The sequence below is a fragment of the Mycoplasmoides fastidiosum genome (genome assembly GCF_024498275.1).
Taxonomy (GTDB): Bacteria; Bacillota_I; Bacilli_A; order Mycoplasmatales; family Mycoplasmoidaceae; genus Mycoplasma_N; species Mycoplasma_N fastidiosum.
The window spans coordinates 940,817-958,233 of the sequence record NZ_CP101809.1 but is presented as its reverse complement, the minus strand read 5'-3'; the positions used below and the strand labels follow the sequence as shown (position 1 = coordinate 958,233).

The 17,417-nt window shown below is 32.2% G+C and carries 13 protein-coding genes; 6 read left to right on the top strand and 7 right to left on the bottom strand.

Annotated elements, in window-relative coordinates; all coding sequences use genetic code 4:
* Nucleotides 1-238 precede the first annotated feature (238 nt).
* The 5 genes from NPA10_RS03370 to NPA10_RS03350 all read right to left on the bottom strand — a co-directional run bounded on the left by NPA10_RS03370 (nucleotide 239) and on the right by NPA10_RS03350 (nucleotide 8,864).
* The gene (locus NPA10_RS03370; RefSeq protein ID WP_256547301.1) at nucleotides 239-2,332 is read right to left on the bottom strand and encodes a hypothetical protein; all 2,094 of its coding nucleotides are present in this window, start codon (nucleotides 2,330-2,332) and stop codon (nucleotides 239-241) included.
* A gap of 243 nt (nucleotides 2,333-2,575) precedes the next feature.
* Nucleotides 2,576-4,621, bottom strand: coding sequence for a hypothetical protein (locus NPA10_RS03365; RefSeq protein WP_256547300.1), 2,046 nt, complete (start codon nucleotides 4,619-4,621; stop codon nucleotides 2,576-2,578).
* A 273-nt stretch (nucleotides 4,622-4,894) separates the two neighbouring features.
* Nucleotides 4,895-6,949 (bottom strand): hypothetical protein, encoded by a 2,055-nt coding sequence (locus NPA10_RS03360; RefSeq protein WP_256547299.1) that lies wholly within the window; start codon nucleotides 6,947-6,949, stop codon nucleotides 4,895-4,897.
* Between the two features lie 333 nt (nucleotides 6,950-7,282).
* The gene (locus NPA10_RS03355) at nucleotides 7,283-8,158 is read right to left on the bottom strand and encodes a hypothetical protein (RefSeq protein ID WP_256547298.1); all 876 of its coding nucleotides are present in this window, start codon (nucleotides 8,156-8,158) and stop codon (nucleotides 7,283-7,285) included.
* Complete coding sequence (locus tag NPA10_RS03350) at nucleotides 8,118-8,864, bottom strand: hypothetical protein (protein ID WP_256547297.1); 747 nt, start codon at nucleotides 8,862-8,864, stop codon at nucleotides 8,118-8,120. Before NPA10_RS03350 ends, NPA10_RS03355 begins: the two co-directional genes overlap by 41 nt.
* A gap of 10 nt (nucleotides 8,865-8,874) precedes the next feature.
* Between NPA10_RS03350 and NPA10_RS03345 the strand changes: the two genes are divergently transcribed.
* Entirely contained in the window at nucleotides 8,875-9,252 is a 378-nt protein-coding gene (locus tag NPA10_RS03345; RefSeq protein ID WP_256547296.1) for a hypothetical protein, read from the top strand.
* A 322-nt stretch (nucleotides 9,253-9,574) separates the two neighbouring features.
* Here NPA10_RS03345 and NPA10_RS03340 read toward each other — a convergent pair whose 3' ends face one another.
* Both NPA10_RS03340 and NPA10_RS03335 read right to left on the bottom strand, forming a co-directional pair.
* Nucleotides 9,575-11,086 carry a hypothetical protein gene (locus NPA10_RS03340; protein ID WP_256547295.1) on the bottom strand — a complete coding sequence of 504 codons (1,512 nt, stop codon included), beginning with the start codon at nucleotides 11,084-11,086 and terminating at the stop codon, nucleotides 9,575-9,577.
* A 17-nt stretch (nucleotides 11,087-11,103) separates the two neighbouring features.
* A complete protein-coding gene (locus NPA10_RS03335) occupies nucleotides 11,104-11,718 on the bottom strand; it encodes a hypothetical protein (protein ID WP_256547294.1) in 615 nt (204 codons plus the stop codon).
* A 479-nt stretch (nucleotides 11,719-12,197) separates the two neighbouring features.
* On the opposite strand from NPA10_RS03335, the gene NPA10_RS03330 reads away from it, so the two are divergent.
* From NPA10_RS03330 to tpiA, 5 genes are all read left to right on the top strand, one after another.
* A complete protein-coding gene (locus NPA10_RS03330; RefSeq protein ID WP_256547293.1) occupies nucleotides 12,198-12,848 on the top strand; it encodes a DJ-1/PfpI family protein in 651 nt (216 codons plus the stop codon).
* Between the two features lie 46 nt (nucleotides 12,849-12,894).
* Complete coding sequence (locus NPA10_RS03325) at nucleotides 12,895-13,794, top strand: MSC_0882 family membrane protein (RefSeq protein ID WP_256547292.1); 900 nt, start codon at nucleotides 12,895-12,897, stop codon at nucleotides 13,792-13,794.
* Nucleotides 13,795-13,818: 24 nt separating this feature from the next.
* Nucleotides 13,819-14,919 carry an ion transporter gene (locus NPA10_RS03320; RefSeq protein WP_256547291.1) on the top strand — a complete coding sequence of 367 codons (1,101 nt, stop codon included), beginning with the start codon at nucleotides 13,819-13,821 and terminating at the stop codon, nucleotides 14,917-14,919.
* A gap of 15 nt (nucleotides 14,920-14,934) precedes the next feature.
* A complete protein-coding gene (locus tag NPA10_RS03315) occupies nucleotides 14,935-16,497 on the top strand; it encodes a phospholipase D-like domain-containing protein (RefSeq protein WP_256547290.1) in 1,563 nt (520 codons plus the stop codon).
* Nucleotides 16,498-16,603: 106 nt separating this feature from the next.
* Entirely contained in the window at nucleotides 16,604-17,389 is a 786-nt protein-coding gene (gene tpiA / locus NPA10_RS03310; protein ID WP_256547289.1) for a triose-phosphate isomerase, read from the top strand.
* The last annotated feature ends 28 nt before the right edge of the window (nucleotides 17,390-17,417 follow it).

The following is a 17,417-nucleotide window of genomic DNA, read 5'->3' as shown; positions in this document are numbered from 1 at the left end:
ACAAAAGTCCTTATTTCTCTAAAAATAATTTTTATGTTCAGCTCTTTCTGAGTTTGAACAGGATCAATTTTAGCCAAGGGCTTTTTTTTTTTTTTTTTTGACGTAAATTGACATAAAACAGTGGGGATAATTTTTTGGATGAGTGATTTAATGATCTAAACAAGCAATAAAAAAACCAATCAAACAAGCTGCTTGATTGGTTAAGGGTTTTTAAAATGGATTAATTAAAAAAATTCAATTAATGATTTTCAGTGTCCGGTTGGACATCACCGTTGTTAAACAAAGTAGCTAAATGCGCAGTTAGATCAAAAGTTTGACTACCTTGGTTTGGTTGTAGTTGATTGTTTAATAAATCAAACACAGTTTTTAACTGTTTACCATCAGCATTTTGTAATTTTTCCAACTCAGTTTTTAAATCAGCAAAAGAAAAATTAGCAGGTGTTGATCCGGATCGGGCTTTAGTTGTTTGGCTTAATCCTGAAGTGTGTAAATATCCAGTACTTGCTTTAGCAATTGCATCTAAAGCAGCTTGGTTAGTTGTATTTAAACCACTTGTTGAAGTGAATTTAGTCAAATTAGTTTTAAAAGTACTTGAATCTTTCACTAAATCAATCAAAGTCTCAAGATTAGTCATTAATGCTGATTTTGGTGCAGTAGATTTTACAGCAGCATTAACTTGATTGATTAAATTTTTTAAACTATTCACTTTACCAACAACTTGCACCACATCACCATAATTTTTAGATACGCCAATTGTTTGATTTAACTGATCAGCTTGATTTAATAAAGGATAAGTGGTAACATTTTCAACAGTTACTCCAAAACGGGGACTTATTTTGGTTCATTCATCATTAAATTTAGCAAAAGCAGTAATTAATTTATCAACTTCGGTTTTAAAACCATCAACATTACCTTTTTCCGTGGTTTTATTTGATTCCTGAGCAATTGCAGCACTTAAGGCTTCTAAATCACTTACTAACTTAGCCTTACCACCAGTTGCTGCAACTAAGTAAGTTTGGTAATTGGTTACAGTATTTACAATATCTGCTAAAACATTTTTTACATTAGTTCCAGTATTAGGTTGTAGTAATTTTACTACATTTGCACTATCAGTCACCAAATACGCATTTAACCGGGCCACATCAACTGGTACACTGGTTTCAACATGGAAAGCCAATAATTCAACAGCGCTTTCAGATTTAGCCAATAGACTTTGTTTATAAGTTAATTTTTTCAAAGTTTGACTAACTGTTTTTCAAGCAGCGTCTTGATCAGCTAAACCAACGACAATTGCATAAAGTTGAGTACTTACAGTTTTATCTTGAATTCCAGTGGGACGGTTGCGATTGGCTACAGTGGCATCCACATTTCCAGCAGTTCACAAATCACTACCTAGTTTACCTAAAACATTAGCCCGTACTTGATTCACTAAATTATTCAAAGTAGTAGAATGTTTTTTGCTTTCGGCATTTAAGAAATTAGCCAATTTAGTATTAGCATAATTTGACAACCCAGAAATCGCACTATCTAAAACAAATGCAGTTTGTTCAGCTTCAACTAATTTTTGGGTAACTTTTTTAACTGCAGCTTCATAATTGTTTTTAGCAGTTCGCACTGCAGCTAATTTGATTGCTGCAGTTGCAGCAGTTTTATCAGCAGTAAATGTTTTAATTGCTTCTACAAATTTATCTTGTAATCCTTTTAGTTGTTTGTTAGCGTTGGCTTCGGGTAAAGCTTGTAAAACTTTTAATAAGGCAGTTGTTGCGTTTTTAGCTTGTACAATAACATCACTAAAAGCAGTTTTGTCAACTGCAGGAATTAAGCTGTCTTGAGCAGCAGTTACACTTTGTTCTAAAGTTTTTAATAAAGCAAAAACTGAAGCAGTAGCTGTATCAGCTGCAGCATTAGTGTCTGCGCCTAAGGTTTTAATGGATTCGGCAACAGTTGTTTTATTTAGACTATCAATTGCTGTTACTTTGATTAATAATTCTTCAATTGCTTTTTGATCAGCAGCAACAGCTGCTTCTCAAGCACTTTTTACTTCCGCATTATCAAGTACGATATTTGCTAATTTTAATTGTTGCTCAGTTGGCTTTTTCACTTCTGGCGCAGGAGTTGGGGTTGGTTGATCAGGAGTAGTTGGTTGATTGGTGTTATCTTTATTATCAGTTGTTCCTGGATTTGTCGAACCACCAGCAGAATTTCCTTGACTATTTGATTGGGGAGCAGCATTGTTACTAGCGCAAGCAGCAAGTACTAAACTACTTGTAGTGGCAATCCCTAAACTGGCCAATCACAGTCTATTCTTTTTGAATAAATTGAATTTTTTCATTTATGACAAAAGTCCTTATTTCTCTAAAAATAATTTTTTGTTCAACCCGTTTTGGGTTTGAACAGAACCAATTTTAGCCAAGGGCTTTTTTTTTTTTTTTTTTTTGCTCAAAGTTAATGAAAAACAGTGGGGATAATTTTTAAGAAATCTGCAATTGCATTTGCTTTGATAAACAATAAAAAACCAACCAAAATGATTTTGGTTGGTTTGAAAATTGGGAAAGAATAATTAACAATAATGAAATTATTGTAGGGCATCAACCATAATTTGACGGTTGTTAAAGATATCAGCCAAATTACTGTTTAAACTTAATGATTCATCACTCAGTTTAGCTAAAGAAGGAATATTAACAGAATTTAAGAAAACTGTAAATGGTGATTTAGCATTAGTTGTTGATAATTTTAACAATTCATCTTTCATTTGTTTTATAGAAAGTAAAGGTAAATCATAACTATTGAATGTGTTTTCTCAACCCTCTAAGAATTGTTGTAAATAACCAGCATAAGTAAAGACGCCTTCTTCTTTAGTTGGTAAACGATCATAAATGCCTTTAAACAGCACCCGAATTTCGTTATGTGCTTGATCCAATGGAATTTCTCGGCCAAAAAATCGCAGATGAGAAGCGGTTCAAGTGAATTCATTTTGACCATATGATGTATCGTTCAATCAGTTAAGTAAACCAATTAAGCTATTAGATAGATTAGATTTCAAAACATCATTAACACGAGCTACTTTAGCATGTAAGGCATTAACATTACCAACAACTTCTAAAGCTTGATTATAAGTTTGCGTAGTCACTAATCCATCAATAATTTGTTGTGCATCAGCTAATAAAGTAGTATTATCATTATTTGCGGCGTTATTATCAAAAACTAATGAGCCAATTTCTTGGTTTCATAAATTCACAAAAGCAGTTACTTTTGCAACCATTTCTCTAGCTGGAGCAAGAAAATTGGTTAGATAACCTTTTCAAATTGTTAATCTATTATCTTTTTCAGCTAGTGAGTAGATTGTTTGTATTTCCTTAATAATTCGGGCAACCCCATTAACCGGATTAACAAAATTATCAGTGTAAAACTTAACAGTTTTTTGAATAACTTCTAGGCTTTTAATTAATTCATTGTTAGCATCAACAACCGTTTGGCTCAAACGTGCTTTTTGTTGGTCAATATCAGCATCTAACGGATTAATAATCACAGCTTCTTCCAAATTTAAAGCTAATAAATTTAGCGCATCTGGATCATTAGCACGTAAACTTTGGTTAAAGGTTAATTGTTTTAATCCGGAGTCTAAATTATTTAAACTTGCTTTTTGTTGAGCTAGTGCGCTTAAAATTACGCTTACTTGACCATTATTAGCTGGTACTGTAACAGCATCAGCCTGTTTTACAACAGTAGTTTTATGCACTTGTTGTTGGAAAACATCAGTATTCAATGAACCTAATACTTGACCCCGAATTTGATCAGTTAAAGCTTGTAAACTACTTGTGCCATCAATTTGCTCATTAAGACTTGGGGCTTGAACGTTAACAAAAGTTTCTAAAGCGACAATCGCATTTTCTAATGCTAATGCTGCTGCTTTTACTTTTATTAATGGTTGGTTTAGTTGATCAAGTGCGTTTTGATAACTGTTACGAGATTTTAATAATGCTTGTAGTCGTTCAACTAAATTAGTTTCATCAGAGCGAGTGAAATTAATTACTCGAGATTGGAAAACTGCTTGTTGACGTTCTAATCTTGCTGTATCAACACTAACTGGAACAAGATTCAAAATATCAGCCAATTGCTGATTGTTTTGGTTCACTTGATCTAACAGTTTATTTAGATTATCCACTTTATCAGCTGTTAGTGATTCAGCACTATTTGTTACCAAATTTTTAAAAGATTCCACCAAAAGAGCTACTGAGCTAACATGACGAATTGCACCACTTACTGAGTTGCGGTTAATATTTTTGATTTGGTTAACCTGGCTTAAATGACTGGTAATAGTCAGTTGAGCTGACACTACAGCTTGTTGCAAATTAGTTTGCACACTTGGTTGGTTTAAAGTCACTTCAGCTAATTGTTTTTGTTCAACAGTAGCCTGAGGAACTTGGGGATTAGCTGGGGTTTCTGGTTTTTGTTGGTTAGCATCATTGCTGCCAGAATCAGGATCATTTTGAAAATTAGATTCTGGTTCAACTTCACTTGCACAAGCCGCAAGGACAAGACTGCTGGTTGTTGCTAAACCAAAACTTAATAATCAAAATTTATTTTTGGTCAAAAATTTAACCTTTTTCAATCGATTCATAATGAAAGTAAACTAAAAATAAATTTTTCTTAATATAGCAAACATAATTTTAATAAAAAGTATTCTTTTTTTTTTTTTTCGAACCCAAAAATAAAAAAAGCAAGGGAATCATCAAAAATTAAATATTGAACTTTTCATTCCTTGATTAAGCTAATAAAAAACTTCATTGGCTTAATTTTCGAACAGGCTGAAACCCATTTACAACTAAAAATAACTCTAAAATATTTTTGGTTATTTTTTCCATGTCAAAATTAAAAAATAATTGATTAATCATTAATAATCATCAGCAATAATTTCGCGGTTATTAAATACTTCAGCTAAATGAGTATTTAAAGTTTGCGCTTGATTGCTAATTTTTGTTAATGAGGGTAGGTCAATGGTTTGTAAAAAGATCGTAAACGGGGAACTAGTATTATTTCGGGTTAGTTTGACCAATTCATCGCGTAGTTCTTTAACAGAAAGAATTGACAAATCATAAGGCCGAACCACATCACTTCAACCGTGAGTAAACTGGCCTACATAACCAGAAAAAGAAAAGCCTTTATTTTGATTCGTGCGTTTTCGCTTGTCATAAATACTTAAGTATTTCAACCGAACAACATTATTATTAGCTGATAGATAATTGGCAAAATTAGCATAAGCCTCTAAAGCAATTCCCAATTCAGCTTGATCATCAATCATTGCGATGATTTGGTCTAACAGACCAGTTAAACTACCAGATAATTTAGAAGCCAATGCCGCATTAATTCTGGCTACTTTTGTGTTTAAAGCATCAATATTCCCTGCCACTTCGAAAGCTTGGCTGTAAGTTTGGGCTGTTACTAATTGATCAACAATGTTTTGGGCATCAGCTAATAAAGTGTTATTTGGGAAATTGTCTTGGGAATTAACAGCAACAAAATCACTCACTTGTTCTTGTCATAAATGGGTAAAAGAAGTTAAAGCAGCAACCAATTTTTTGCTTGGTTCAATCATTCCACTAATCGCACTAACGTGTGACTTCAGGTGGTTATCAGCATTCACCAGATTTTGTAATTGTTCTAAATCATTCAAAAATTTAGAATTACCACTTATGGAGGTTATAAAATTTTGTCGGTAGAAATCAATCGTTTTTTGAATGGCTTCTAAATTGTGTAATAACTGGTTATTCGCATCAACAATAGCTTGATCTAACTGAATTTTTTGGCGGGATAAATCAACATTTAATGGGGTAACTGCGACTGCTTCATCTAAATTTAATGCTAACAAATTTAGCGCATCAGGATCATTAACAAGTAGACTTTGGTTAAAAGTTAATTGTTTTAGCGCAGTTTCTAATTTATTTCAATTCCCTTGTTGTTGAATTAAAACTTTAGTAATCAAACTAACTTGACCATTATTAGTTTGAACAGTTGTAACATCAGCTTGTTTGGTTTGATGAATTTGCTGAGCTGGAGACTGAACCGGATTGGAATCTAATGAACCCAGTACTTGTTGGCGTAAATGTTGAGCTAAAGTTTGTAGACTAATTTGTGAATTATTTGGTTGATTCAAACTAGGAGCTTGAGTTGTGATAAATGTTTCTAAGTTGATTAGATTATTTTCTAAAGTTAATGCATTTTGTGCAACTTGAACAAATGGAGCACTTAATTCATTAAGTGCTGCTTGATAATTATTTCGACTTGCTAATAACATTTCTAAACGTTCGGATAAATTGGAATTATCAGAACGGGTGAAACTGACAACACGGGATTGAAAAAGTACATGTTGTCCGTCTAATTTAGAAGTATCAACACTAGTTGGCAAATTATTTAAAGCTTCAGTCAAATGTTGAATGCTTTGGTTTAATTGATCTAACAGTTCACCAACACTTCTTGCTGTTTCAACTCCCAAAACTGCGATATTTGCACTTGTTAATTTTTTTAAACCCTCAACAAGTCCAGAAACAGAAACGATACTATTTATGGCGCCATTAACAGATGATTTATTGATATCTTTAATTGCAGTTAAATTTTTTAATTGATCGGCAATTTCAATTTGGGCATTAGTAATTGCTTGTTGTAAATTAATTTGTACATTTGGTTGATTTAATGTAGCTACGGCTAATTCGTGTTGCTCAGCACTCGCACGATGAATTAAGGGTCGGGGTTGATTAGGATGATGGACTGATGAATCCGGATTTTGGGGTTGATTATTTTGCCCAGCACCATTTTCGTTTTGAAAATTAGTTTCGGATTCAACTTCACTTGCACAAGCAGCAAGAACTAAACTACTGGTTGTTGCTAAACCAAAACTTAATAGTCAAAACTTATTTTTGGTGAAAAACTTTACTTTTTTCAAGCAGTTCATATAAGTAAATTAAAAATAAATCTTTCTATAAGTAGAATAAATTATATAAAAAACAGCACTCCTTTTTTCTTTTTGTTATAACAAAGAACTTAAAAAGGGGTAAAAAACGCTCAAATATCCCAAAAAATAACAAAATTAATTCTTATTTCTTTATTTCAGTCTCAATAATTTCAATAAATGAAGTAATTCGATTTGTATTAATGATCTTGTTCATAAGAATTAAAAGATGGATATTTGCATTAATAATTTTCTTATTACCTAAAAAAGAACCAGAAAAAATTCTGGTTCTTGTATTTTTTAGAGAAGGATGATTAGGGATTCAATATAAATTTCCTAATGATTTTCAGAATCAGCTAAAACATTACCATTATTGAATAAATCGACTAAATGTCGGGTTTGAGCAAAGGTTTGACTACTTTGGTTAGGGTGCAATTGATTGTTTAATAAATTAGCAATTTTAGTTAACTGTTTGTTATTTCCAGCTTGTAAATTTTTTAACCCAGTGTCTAATTGTTCAAAAGTTAAATTAGCTGGGGTCTCATCACTTCGTGTTTTACCTTGAACTAAATCAGTGTAAACATAGCCGGCTTTAGTGGAAGTGGCCATTGCATCGGCTTTATCTTTACCGGTCATGAATGTTTTAGTCACAAAATCCGCTAAAGTTTTACCAAATGTAGTACCTGTAGTGGTTTTAATATCGTTTATAATCGCAGTTAATTTTGTGAATAACGGATTATTTTGTTCGCCTACTTTAGCATCAAGTGCAGTGGTAATTTGATTAATAGTCGATGCTAAAGTTTCTACATTTTCAACAACCTGGGTGACATCACCAAAATCTTTAGTTATACCAATTGCTTGATTTAATCCAGTTGCTTGAACTAATAAGGGATAAACGGTTGTTGATTCATTTTTATTTCATAATAATTCAGCAACTTTAGTTTTGTCTCATTCGGTTTTGAATTCAGCAAATTTAGTTACTAGTCCTTGGGCTGTTGTTTTTAATGCATCAACAGCTGTTTTTTTATCTGTATCAGTAGCAACTTCTTTGGACAAATCATCTAAATTTTTCACCAATTTAGCTTGAGCATTAACACCAGCCACTAAATATTTTGCACAATTAGCTAAACTATTAGCGATATTACTAATTGTCACAATCACATTTGCACCACTAAGTTGCTTGTAGTAATTTCACAATATTGGATTGGTCATAAACTAAATAAGCATTTAACCGTGCTGTATCAACTGGCATTGCTTGTTCAACATGTAAAACCAATAAATTAATGGCACTGTCAGTTTTAGTTAATAAGCTTTGGTGGCAAGTTAAAGATTTTAAGGCACTGTTCACTGTGTTTCAAGCAGCTTCTTGATCTGCTAAACCAGCAATAATGGTATATAGTTGAGTGGTTGCAGTATTTTCGTTAATACCAGTTGGCAAATTTCTTTTTGCTTCTTCAGTCTTAATATTTCCCGCGGCTCAAATATTAAAACCTAATGTTCCTAACACTCCAGTGCGGACTTGATTTACTAAATTATTTAGGGTTATAGTGTGCTTGTTTTTATCATTACCTACAGTTAAAAAAGTAGCTACTTTAGTATTCACATAATTAGATAATGCTGAAGTTGCACTATCTAACACAAAAGCTTTTTGTTCAGCAATAATTAATTTTTCAGCTACTTTTTTAACACCAGCTTCATAATTATTTTTAGCAGTAACTAAAGCAGTTAACTTGATAGTTACTTCAGTGCCAGTTGCACTAATAAATTTGGTTAAAGCAGTAATAAACTTAGTTTGCAAACCTTCTAACACCTTAGTGTTTTGTTTAGGTAAATCATTTAAGCTTGCTAATAAATTAGCCGCATCGGTTTTAACTTTAGTTAATGCTCGAGTGAAATTTTCTTTTTCGCCAGTTGGCACAACGTCATCAGTGGCACTTGCTACATTATTTTCTAATGTTTTGATTAAAGCATTAACAGTTGAAGTAATTGCTTCAGCAGCAGCATCTTCTGGCTTACCTAAGTTTTTAATGGATTCAGCTATTGTTGTTTGGTTAAAAGTATCAATTAAATTTACAATTTTAATGTGATCAATAATTGTTTTTTGATTTGTCTGTACTTTAGCTTACAAAACTTTTTGGACCCCTAAATTTGCCAACACTGCGTTGGCTAATGCTTTTTGACCAGCAGTTGCTACTTTAATTTCAGGAATAACTGGAGCAGGTGGAACAACCGGTTCTTTTGGAGTTTCAGCGCCTGGGTTATTATTTTGGTTATTACTATTACCAGCATTATCATTGGGAGTTTAGGTTTGACTAGCACAAGCCGCAAGTACCAAACTACCCGTGGTAGCAGCACCTAAACTGGCTAATCACAGTTTATTCTTTTTGAATAAATTGAATTTCTTCATTAAGTTTTCATCCTTAATTATCTAAAAATAATTTCTATGCTCAATCTTTTTTAGGATTGAACGTATTCAATTTTAGTCAAGGGCTTTTTTTGGTTTAAGTTGAATAAAAACAATGGGAATAACTTTTTAAGTTGTAAATTATTCATGCAAAAATTAACAACAAAAAACCAATCAAATATTTAATTTGATTGGTTTAATAATATTTACAAAATGAGAATGAATTATTTAGGATTTTTGGCTTTTTTCACAACATTCCCATTATTAAATTCTAATGCTAGTTGGGTGTTTAAAGGATCAATTTCATAATCAATTTTTGAATCAAATTGATTTTGAATTAATTCTAAAACTTTACCTAAAGGCAACGTTGTTGTGAGATCCTGATCAGTGGAATTCAATTTTAATTGTTTTAATTTATCTCATAATTCAGTAAAAGTGGTTTGTAAAGTTTGGCCAACTTGGTTGGTTGTATTTTTCACTTTTTTTATCAAGAAATCATAAACGTATCCAGAAGTTTGACCATTACTATCTTTATGGGCAATGGATTTTGCAAAGTCATATAAAGTAACACTAGTTCCATCACTCAAATGCATATGACTTGATGTTGATCAATCGTTGGTTGTTGCAAAAGTTTCTAGAACTTGGGAAAAACGGCTATTTTTATTTTGAATATCATCAATGATGCTTCGCAACAATTTCATTAGCGGAGTAGTTTCACTAACTGCTTCTGTTATTTTCACAATAGCGTCTTTCAGGTATTCTACTAATCCTTTAATTTCAATTAATTCAGCATAACTTTTAGCATTATTAATTTTTTTATTAATTCAGGTAGCTTGACCAATTAATTTGAGATGAATTGTTTTGTCTTCATCAACAACAAATAAACTAGATTTTAATTCATTTCACAATCTATAAAATTGATCATATTTATCATTCAGACTTTGAATTGCTTGGGCTAAATCATTAACTTTATTAAAGTCGCCGCCTCCATAATAAAATTGGTATTTTAACGAAGTTAAATCAACATACATTCGAGCCGGAGTATCTCCATGAGAAAGTAAATATTTGTTATATTCTTCAGTCCCAGTTAAAAGGTTTTCAATAACGCTTTTAACACTAGCTTGATTAGTAGTTTGTTTTTCTAAAACTTGAACCAAATTAGTTTCAGGATCTTTTTCAATATTTTGTAATATTTCAATTTCTTGGGAAACATCAGTATTTATACCATTAGCTAATAATTGCACAGCAACAGGATTATTATCGAGCAGACTTTGGTTAAAAGTTAAAATTTTAATTGCTCTTAAAATTTCTTGTCAAGCTCCAGCTTGTTGGGTGTATTTCAGTAATACTTTGTAAATACCAGTAGTTAAAGTCTGATCGTTTAAATTTGCAGGAACATTGCCAAACAATCACTCATGTAATTTGGGATCGTCATTAGGTACAGGGGTTGATAAATCACTGCCTTTGCGTCCGTAAAGATTTTTATCAACTTTGCTAAAAAGATGATCCAAAGTTTCTTTATTAGCCGAAGCAAAACTAGCATCAGTATTACTTAGATCTTTTAGTTGACTAATTAAATCCTCAAAATTTAAAACTACTCCACTAATGATGCGCAAATCATGATTAATAGAGTTTAAGCTAGATTGGTACCGATTGATTGCTGCTAATAAATTTTGTAAGTTAAACTGGCTATTTTCTGAAGTCGATTGTACAAAACTTAAAACTGCCACATTCAATGCTTGTTCAGGAACAGCTAAACGGTTGTTAGTTTTTTTGGTAATCGATCTAAAGCCCGCACAAACGAACGAGTTAGGGTGTGCAATTTAGTTAAAGTTGCACTAGTTGTTGGTTGTGCTGTGTTATTTTTGGCTTGATTAATTAAAAATTTTAGTAAAGCTAAAATACTGGAATTAGCAGTACTGGAAGCAGCATCATCTGGTCTGCCTAAAGTGTTAATTGAACCGTTAACATCATTATTATTTAATTCTCCCACTTGACCTACAACTTTTAATTGTTGGCGAATATAACCTTCTTTAGAGTTAGTTGTATCAGTTTGGCCAGCTAATTTAATGACGTTATCAGCAAACACCTTGCGAACAATATGTTCTTGCAATAGAGTTTTGACGGCTTGAATTTGTTCTGTAGTAACAGAAGGAACTTGATCATCAGGTTGAAGAGCAAGGGGAGGAGGCGGAAGAACTAAGGGTTCATTGTCAACAGGATCTTGGAGCTGTTGAGGTTGTACAGGACCAGTAATGGTTGTTTGAGGTAAACGCGCACAAGCGGCTAAAACAAAATTAGCACCAATTACTAAACCCGAAAGGATTAATCACTTGCGGGATAATTTATGCAATTTTAATTTGTTCATTCAACTGATTAATCCGTTATTTTAATAAAAAAATCAAAACAGTTTTATCAACTCAAAAGTATGAAGAAAAAATTAAACTTCATCTCGATTAATATTACTAAAAATTTTTTGAATTTTTCACCAAATTTTTAAAACAGAATTGATTTTTAAAACATTTGGTACGACTAAAAACGAATTTGTGTTTAAAATTGCATTTCTCATTAAATAAATAAGATGTATTCTTTTGTGCTCCTGTTTAGAATTAATTATGATATTTTTTGTTCAAATTCATAAAAATAATGTATATTAGAGAGTTAAACACTTAACTGGTTTGGCAAATTTGGGGGAGTAATTTTAGAATGAAACAACCGTTTTTTACTAGTTTTTATAGGCCTAAACGGCTTGAGGGCAAATTGGGCGTTCTGTTTATGTGGTATAATTACCATATTTATAATTAGGCTTTAAGGTGTTTTATCTTAATCTTGAATATTAAGGAGTCTATGCGAACTAAAAAACACACAATAAGAATTGCTGTCATGACGGTAAATCAAGTTGAAGATATGGAGTTATTCATTCCTGTTGACATTTGAAAACGTGCAGGAATCTTGGTCGATATCATTGTTTGCGAATTACGCAATGGTTTCACTTTAGCTTATTCAGGAGTGAAAGTTTCGGCTAACTCACACCTTAATAACACTAATTTTAATCAGTATGATGCAATTTATCTACCTGGTGGTCCAGGATATGAGCGTTTCTTAATTCCTCCAGCTACTCAAAAAAATATTGGTGAATCCAAACTTCATGAAGCAATCAAACGATTTGCCTCAGAAAAAAATAAGTGGCTGATTGGAATGTGTGCTTCTCCAGTTGTTTATTTTTCATTAATTGAAGACCCTAAATTTCGAGCTACCAAGTTTACTTCGTTTAACGACAAAAATTTATTACGAAATTTTGAAGAATCTTGGGTTAATGAACCTGTTTGAGTAGAAAACAATTTAATCACTGCTCAAGCAGCGGGTAATGCATTTGACTTAGCGTTTACTGTGGTTGAAAAATTATTAGATCCAGCAATCGCGCATGAAATCGCAACGCGGATTAATTATCCTTGGGATAAGATCAAACGCCGCATGAAAGTTTTCGCGCAGCAGTAATCTCTTTTTGTTGAATGGTTGATAAAAAGGAAACTAATGCCAAACTATGAATACCCGTTCACTTGTGACGACGGGGCAGGTGAATACCACCGAAGCTAATTTTTATGAACCCGTTGGGTTCGCGCCTCATTTTTATCGAAACTCCTATCACTGGGCTGTGGCGAGCATGATTTTTTTCACAGTTATGGCGGTGGGCGCTTCGATTGTTTATCTATTATTTCTATTAGCTGTTTTTGTTCCAGCTGTTGATTCGGGTTATTTGCATTGGGGTGTTAATTGGGCCTTTTGACCAATTATTATTCCAGCAACGCCAGCTTATTTATTATTAGTTTGAACTTGATTATTAAATTTAATTACTTATTTTGGCTTTCGCAAAGAATTTCATGCTTGCAAAAATCGTTTTCCAACCGAACCAACTAATTGTGTAAAACGAACTTTTGTAAGCATGTTTCGCTACAAAAATAACTTGGCATGATTTTCAGCAGCAGTTTATTTAACTTTAGTTTTATCAGTGATTCTGGTTTATATTATTGTCTTTATTAAAAACAGCTGATTAGTAGGTGGACAACGCACGATTAATTACACTGCACATTTAATTGCTGTGGAATTGGGAACCAACGATCGGTTCATTGAAGTTTATAGTTTTCGTAATTATGTCATTATTGTTGGAATTATTGCTACTTGTTTTTTAGTTATTCAAATTGTGTTTAATGTTTTAATCAAGTTGCGTATTTCCCAAATTGAAAATTATTATGGTGGTGCGGATAAAGTTGTTGATGCAACTTATTTAGCAAACCGGTTAAAATTCATTAACCGACGCAACATGATTTTGTTTGCGTGTTATACAGTTGTTTTAGTGTTGTTATTTATCTTAATTATTAAAATTCCGCAAAAAATTTTCCCGAAATTAAATTTAAAAGAAAAATTACTTCATCCTTTCAAATAATTAAGGGATGAGTTTTGATTGTTAATGGCTAAATTTAAGTTTTTTTCTTCTTCTAAATCTCAAGCAACAGGATCAGAACCTTCAACTGATGCTGTTGCTTTTTCATCTAATAAACCTGCAGAAAAACCCGAATCAGATGAGTTTGATTTTTTAGCAGATGAACCAGAAACAACTGATCAAACCGATGATGAGAATCAGGGTGATAACTCGTCTCTTGTTCAAAAAATTGAAACCCGCATTAGTCATAATTTACATATTTTTTCAACTGCCCGTTATAAGTTTTATAAATTATTTTTAGGTCCCCAAACAGATTATCGTAAACTTAGCTGGTGAATTGGAACTGGGTATAACTTAATTTTTGTTCTATTAGCCTTAGTAAATATTGCTCCCTTAGTTACTGATTTAAGTAGCCATGATCAATTTGGAGCTTTTTTAAAATATAATTATGTCCTAATTTTTATTTTTGCTAGTGATTATTTTTTTCGGTTAATTTTTTCAGATTGTTTTTACAAGGGTCGGTTTCGGTTGTGAAAGGCTTTAGTATTACACTTTCTTAATTTTTTTATGGTCATTGATTTGGTATCATGACTATTAGCTTTATTATCAGTTATTTTTGGTTGAAATACTGAAAAAAATAATTACATCATTATCTCCATTTTTCTATTATTGAAATCTTTAAGTGGGTTTCGGTTGTTGATGAATTATTCCCAAAACTATAAACGCTGACAAATTCTTTTTTTAGTAATTCGTAAAAACAAGAAATTCATTTTTTTACTGATTGTTGCTTTTTTATTCATCACGTTTATTTTTGCCATCTTAGTTTATAACGCATCAATTTTTTCAGCAGAGTTGGAAGAATTTAAAGGTCAACGTAAAGTCAATAATTTTTTTGATGCATTTTGATTAAGTTTTTTAACAATCACTACCATTGGCTATGGCGATGTTTTTCCAACAACCTTTTCTGGTCGAATTGTGATTATTTTTCTGTCAATTTTTGGAATTAGTTTTTATTCATTATTAACAACTTTAATGGTAAATATTTATAATAAATACATTAACACTGTTAAACGGTACTATAAAAAAATTGGCAAAAAAGTAGAATCCGATGAGGAAATTGATCTCTAACTGGTTGGGTGAATAATGGTTAGTAAAAATAAATCAGTAATTCGCTTTATTTCTGGCATTGCTTTAGTTGCAATTTATATTGTGTTTTCTTTTGGGGCTATTTACAGTCCAACTACTCAATCCAACTATTTAATTTTTAGTTTATTTTTATTTAACTATTTAGTTTCAGTCATTTTATCAATTTACATTTTAAATTCCAAGCGGTATGAATCATTTAAATCGTTATGAATTTTATGAATTATTGTGACCCCTATTTTGGGTCAAATTTTTTTCATTTTCTTTGGAGTTTCAGGTATTCAACGGCGTAGTTTAATTGAGTATCGTGCTGATGCAGCTGAATTTTTAGAACATGAAAATTATAAAGACTCCACAGAATTAAAAACAAATATGGGCGAGAATTTTCCCCTAGTTTTTGACTATTTACGTGAAGCATGTGGTCGTCCGATTTATAAAGGTAATAACGTACAGTTATTACTAAAACCCCAAGACATTTTGGCGAAAATTTTAGCTACAATTGAAAAAGCTGAAAATTTCATTCATCTGCAATATTACATCATTGAACCAGGTTATGTTTGGGATGCAATTGTAGAAGCCTTAGAACGTAAAGTGGTTCAAGGAGTTGAAGTTCGGATTATTGTTGATTATTTAGGATCTTTTTTCACCTTAAAGAAAAAAGATCTTTTAGACATCCGCCGACGGGGGATTCAGATTTATTATTTCAATGGGTTTAGTCACTGAAAAAATTTATCGATCTTAAATTTTCGTTGTCATAAAAAAATCTTGATTGTTGACAATAAATATTCAGTTTATGGGAGCACTAATTTGTCTGATTCCTATTTTGGAATTTCGGGCAAAATTTTTCCGTTAAATGATTATTGTTATTATATTGAAGGCAAGATTGTCAACAGTTTTAATTTATTGTTCGCATATGATTGAAAATACCATTGTGATAATTTAATTAGCCAAGATGATTTAATTAAAAATCCCGAAAAGTATTTCAAGATTCACCAGACTGCTGATCCTACTAACACAATTATGCAGTTTGCTGAATCAAGTCCAGACATTAATGAAAAAATTTTTGTTAATAATTTAAACCAATTAATTTTACGTTCCAAAAAATCAATTGAAATTGCCACTCCTTATTTCTACCCTAGTATTGGAATTATTAATGCTTTAAAAATTGCAGCAGACTCAGGAGTTAAAATCCGGTTAATTCTGCCCCGACAACCCGATTATGTTTTTCCAGTTTTAACCATGAACCGGTTTTTTTACCAAACCTTACTAGAATCTGGGGTGGAAATTTATGAATACTTCGGGTTTAATCACGAAAAAATTATGGTCGTGGATGATGAATTGATTTATACTGGGACTTATAACTGGGACTTTCGTTCCCTTTTCTTAAATTATGAATCAGTTCTGCTGATTTATTCTAAAAAAATGGCCCAAAATCATTTAGATGCTTTTTGTTTTCGTTTAAGTAAATCCGAAAGGGTTAGTTTTGAAAACCGACACATTTGAAACAGTTGAAAGCAAAAATTTGGTGCTTTCTGAATTCGGCTCTTTTTCCCACTAATTTAGGGGTTATCACCAGTATTATTTCGGAACGGGAAATTTCTTTTAATGATTAATTTAAAGTGTTAAAATTAAGAATTAATTATGTGATATTGATATTTTTAGGATAGAAATGCGAAAAAAATTATTATTAGGCAACTGGAAATGTAACAAAAACCACAACGAAACAGTTGCTTATGTCGATCATTTAAATCAACACTGAAACCAGCAAAATGTTAACTGTGTATTGGGATTTGCCCCAACTTTTTTACACTTAAAAACCGCGCAAAACCATTTAGTTCACAAAGACATCATCGTAGCAGCGCAAGATGCTTATTTTCAACCATCAGGCGCGTTTACAAGTTCAGTGTCTGCAGCACAATTAAAAGCTGATGGCATTAACGCGACTTTAATTGGTCATTCTGAACGTCGTAGTTTGTTTGGTGACAATTTAGAAATTATTGCAGCCAAAGTTCAAGCTGCAGCTGGGATTGGTTTAAAAGTGATCTTTTGTTTTGGCGAAACTTTAGCTGAATACGAAAGCAACCAAACTTATGCGGTGCTATTTGAACAAATTACTTCGGCTTTAAAAAATTTAAGTCCCGAACAACACCAGCAAATCATTTTCGCTTATGAACCGGTTTGAGCTATCGGCACTGGTAAAACTCCTACTCCTAATGAAGTGAATCAAATCATCCAACACATTCGCCACCAAATCATTGCTCCAATGTGAACTGAAGCTAGTGCTAACCAGAGCTTAATCCTTTATGGTGGTTCTGTTAACTTAGATAATGTTGACAAACTACTGGGCTTTGCTGATGTTGATGGTGCGTTAGTCGGTGGGGCTAGTTTAAATGCGGCTGATTTTTTGAAAATGGCCGAAAAAGTCCCAGCCGCATCCATTACCAAATCTCATTAATCTCATGAAGGTTAACGAGTCATTTTTA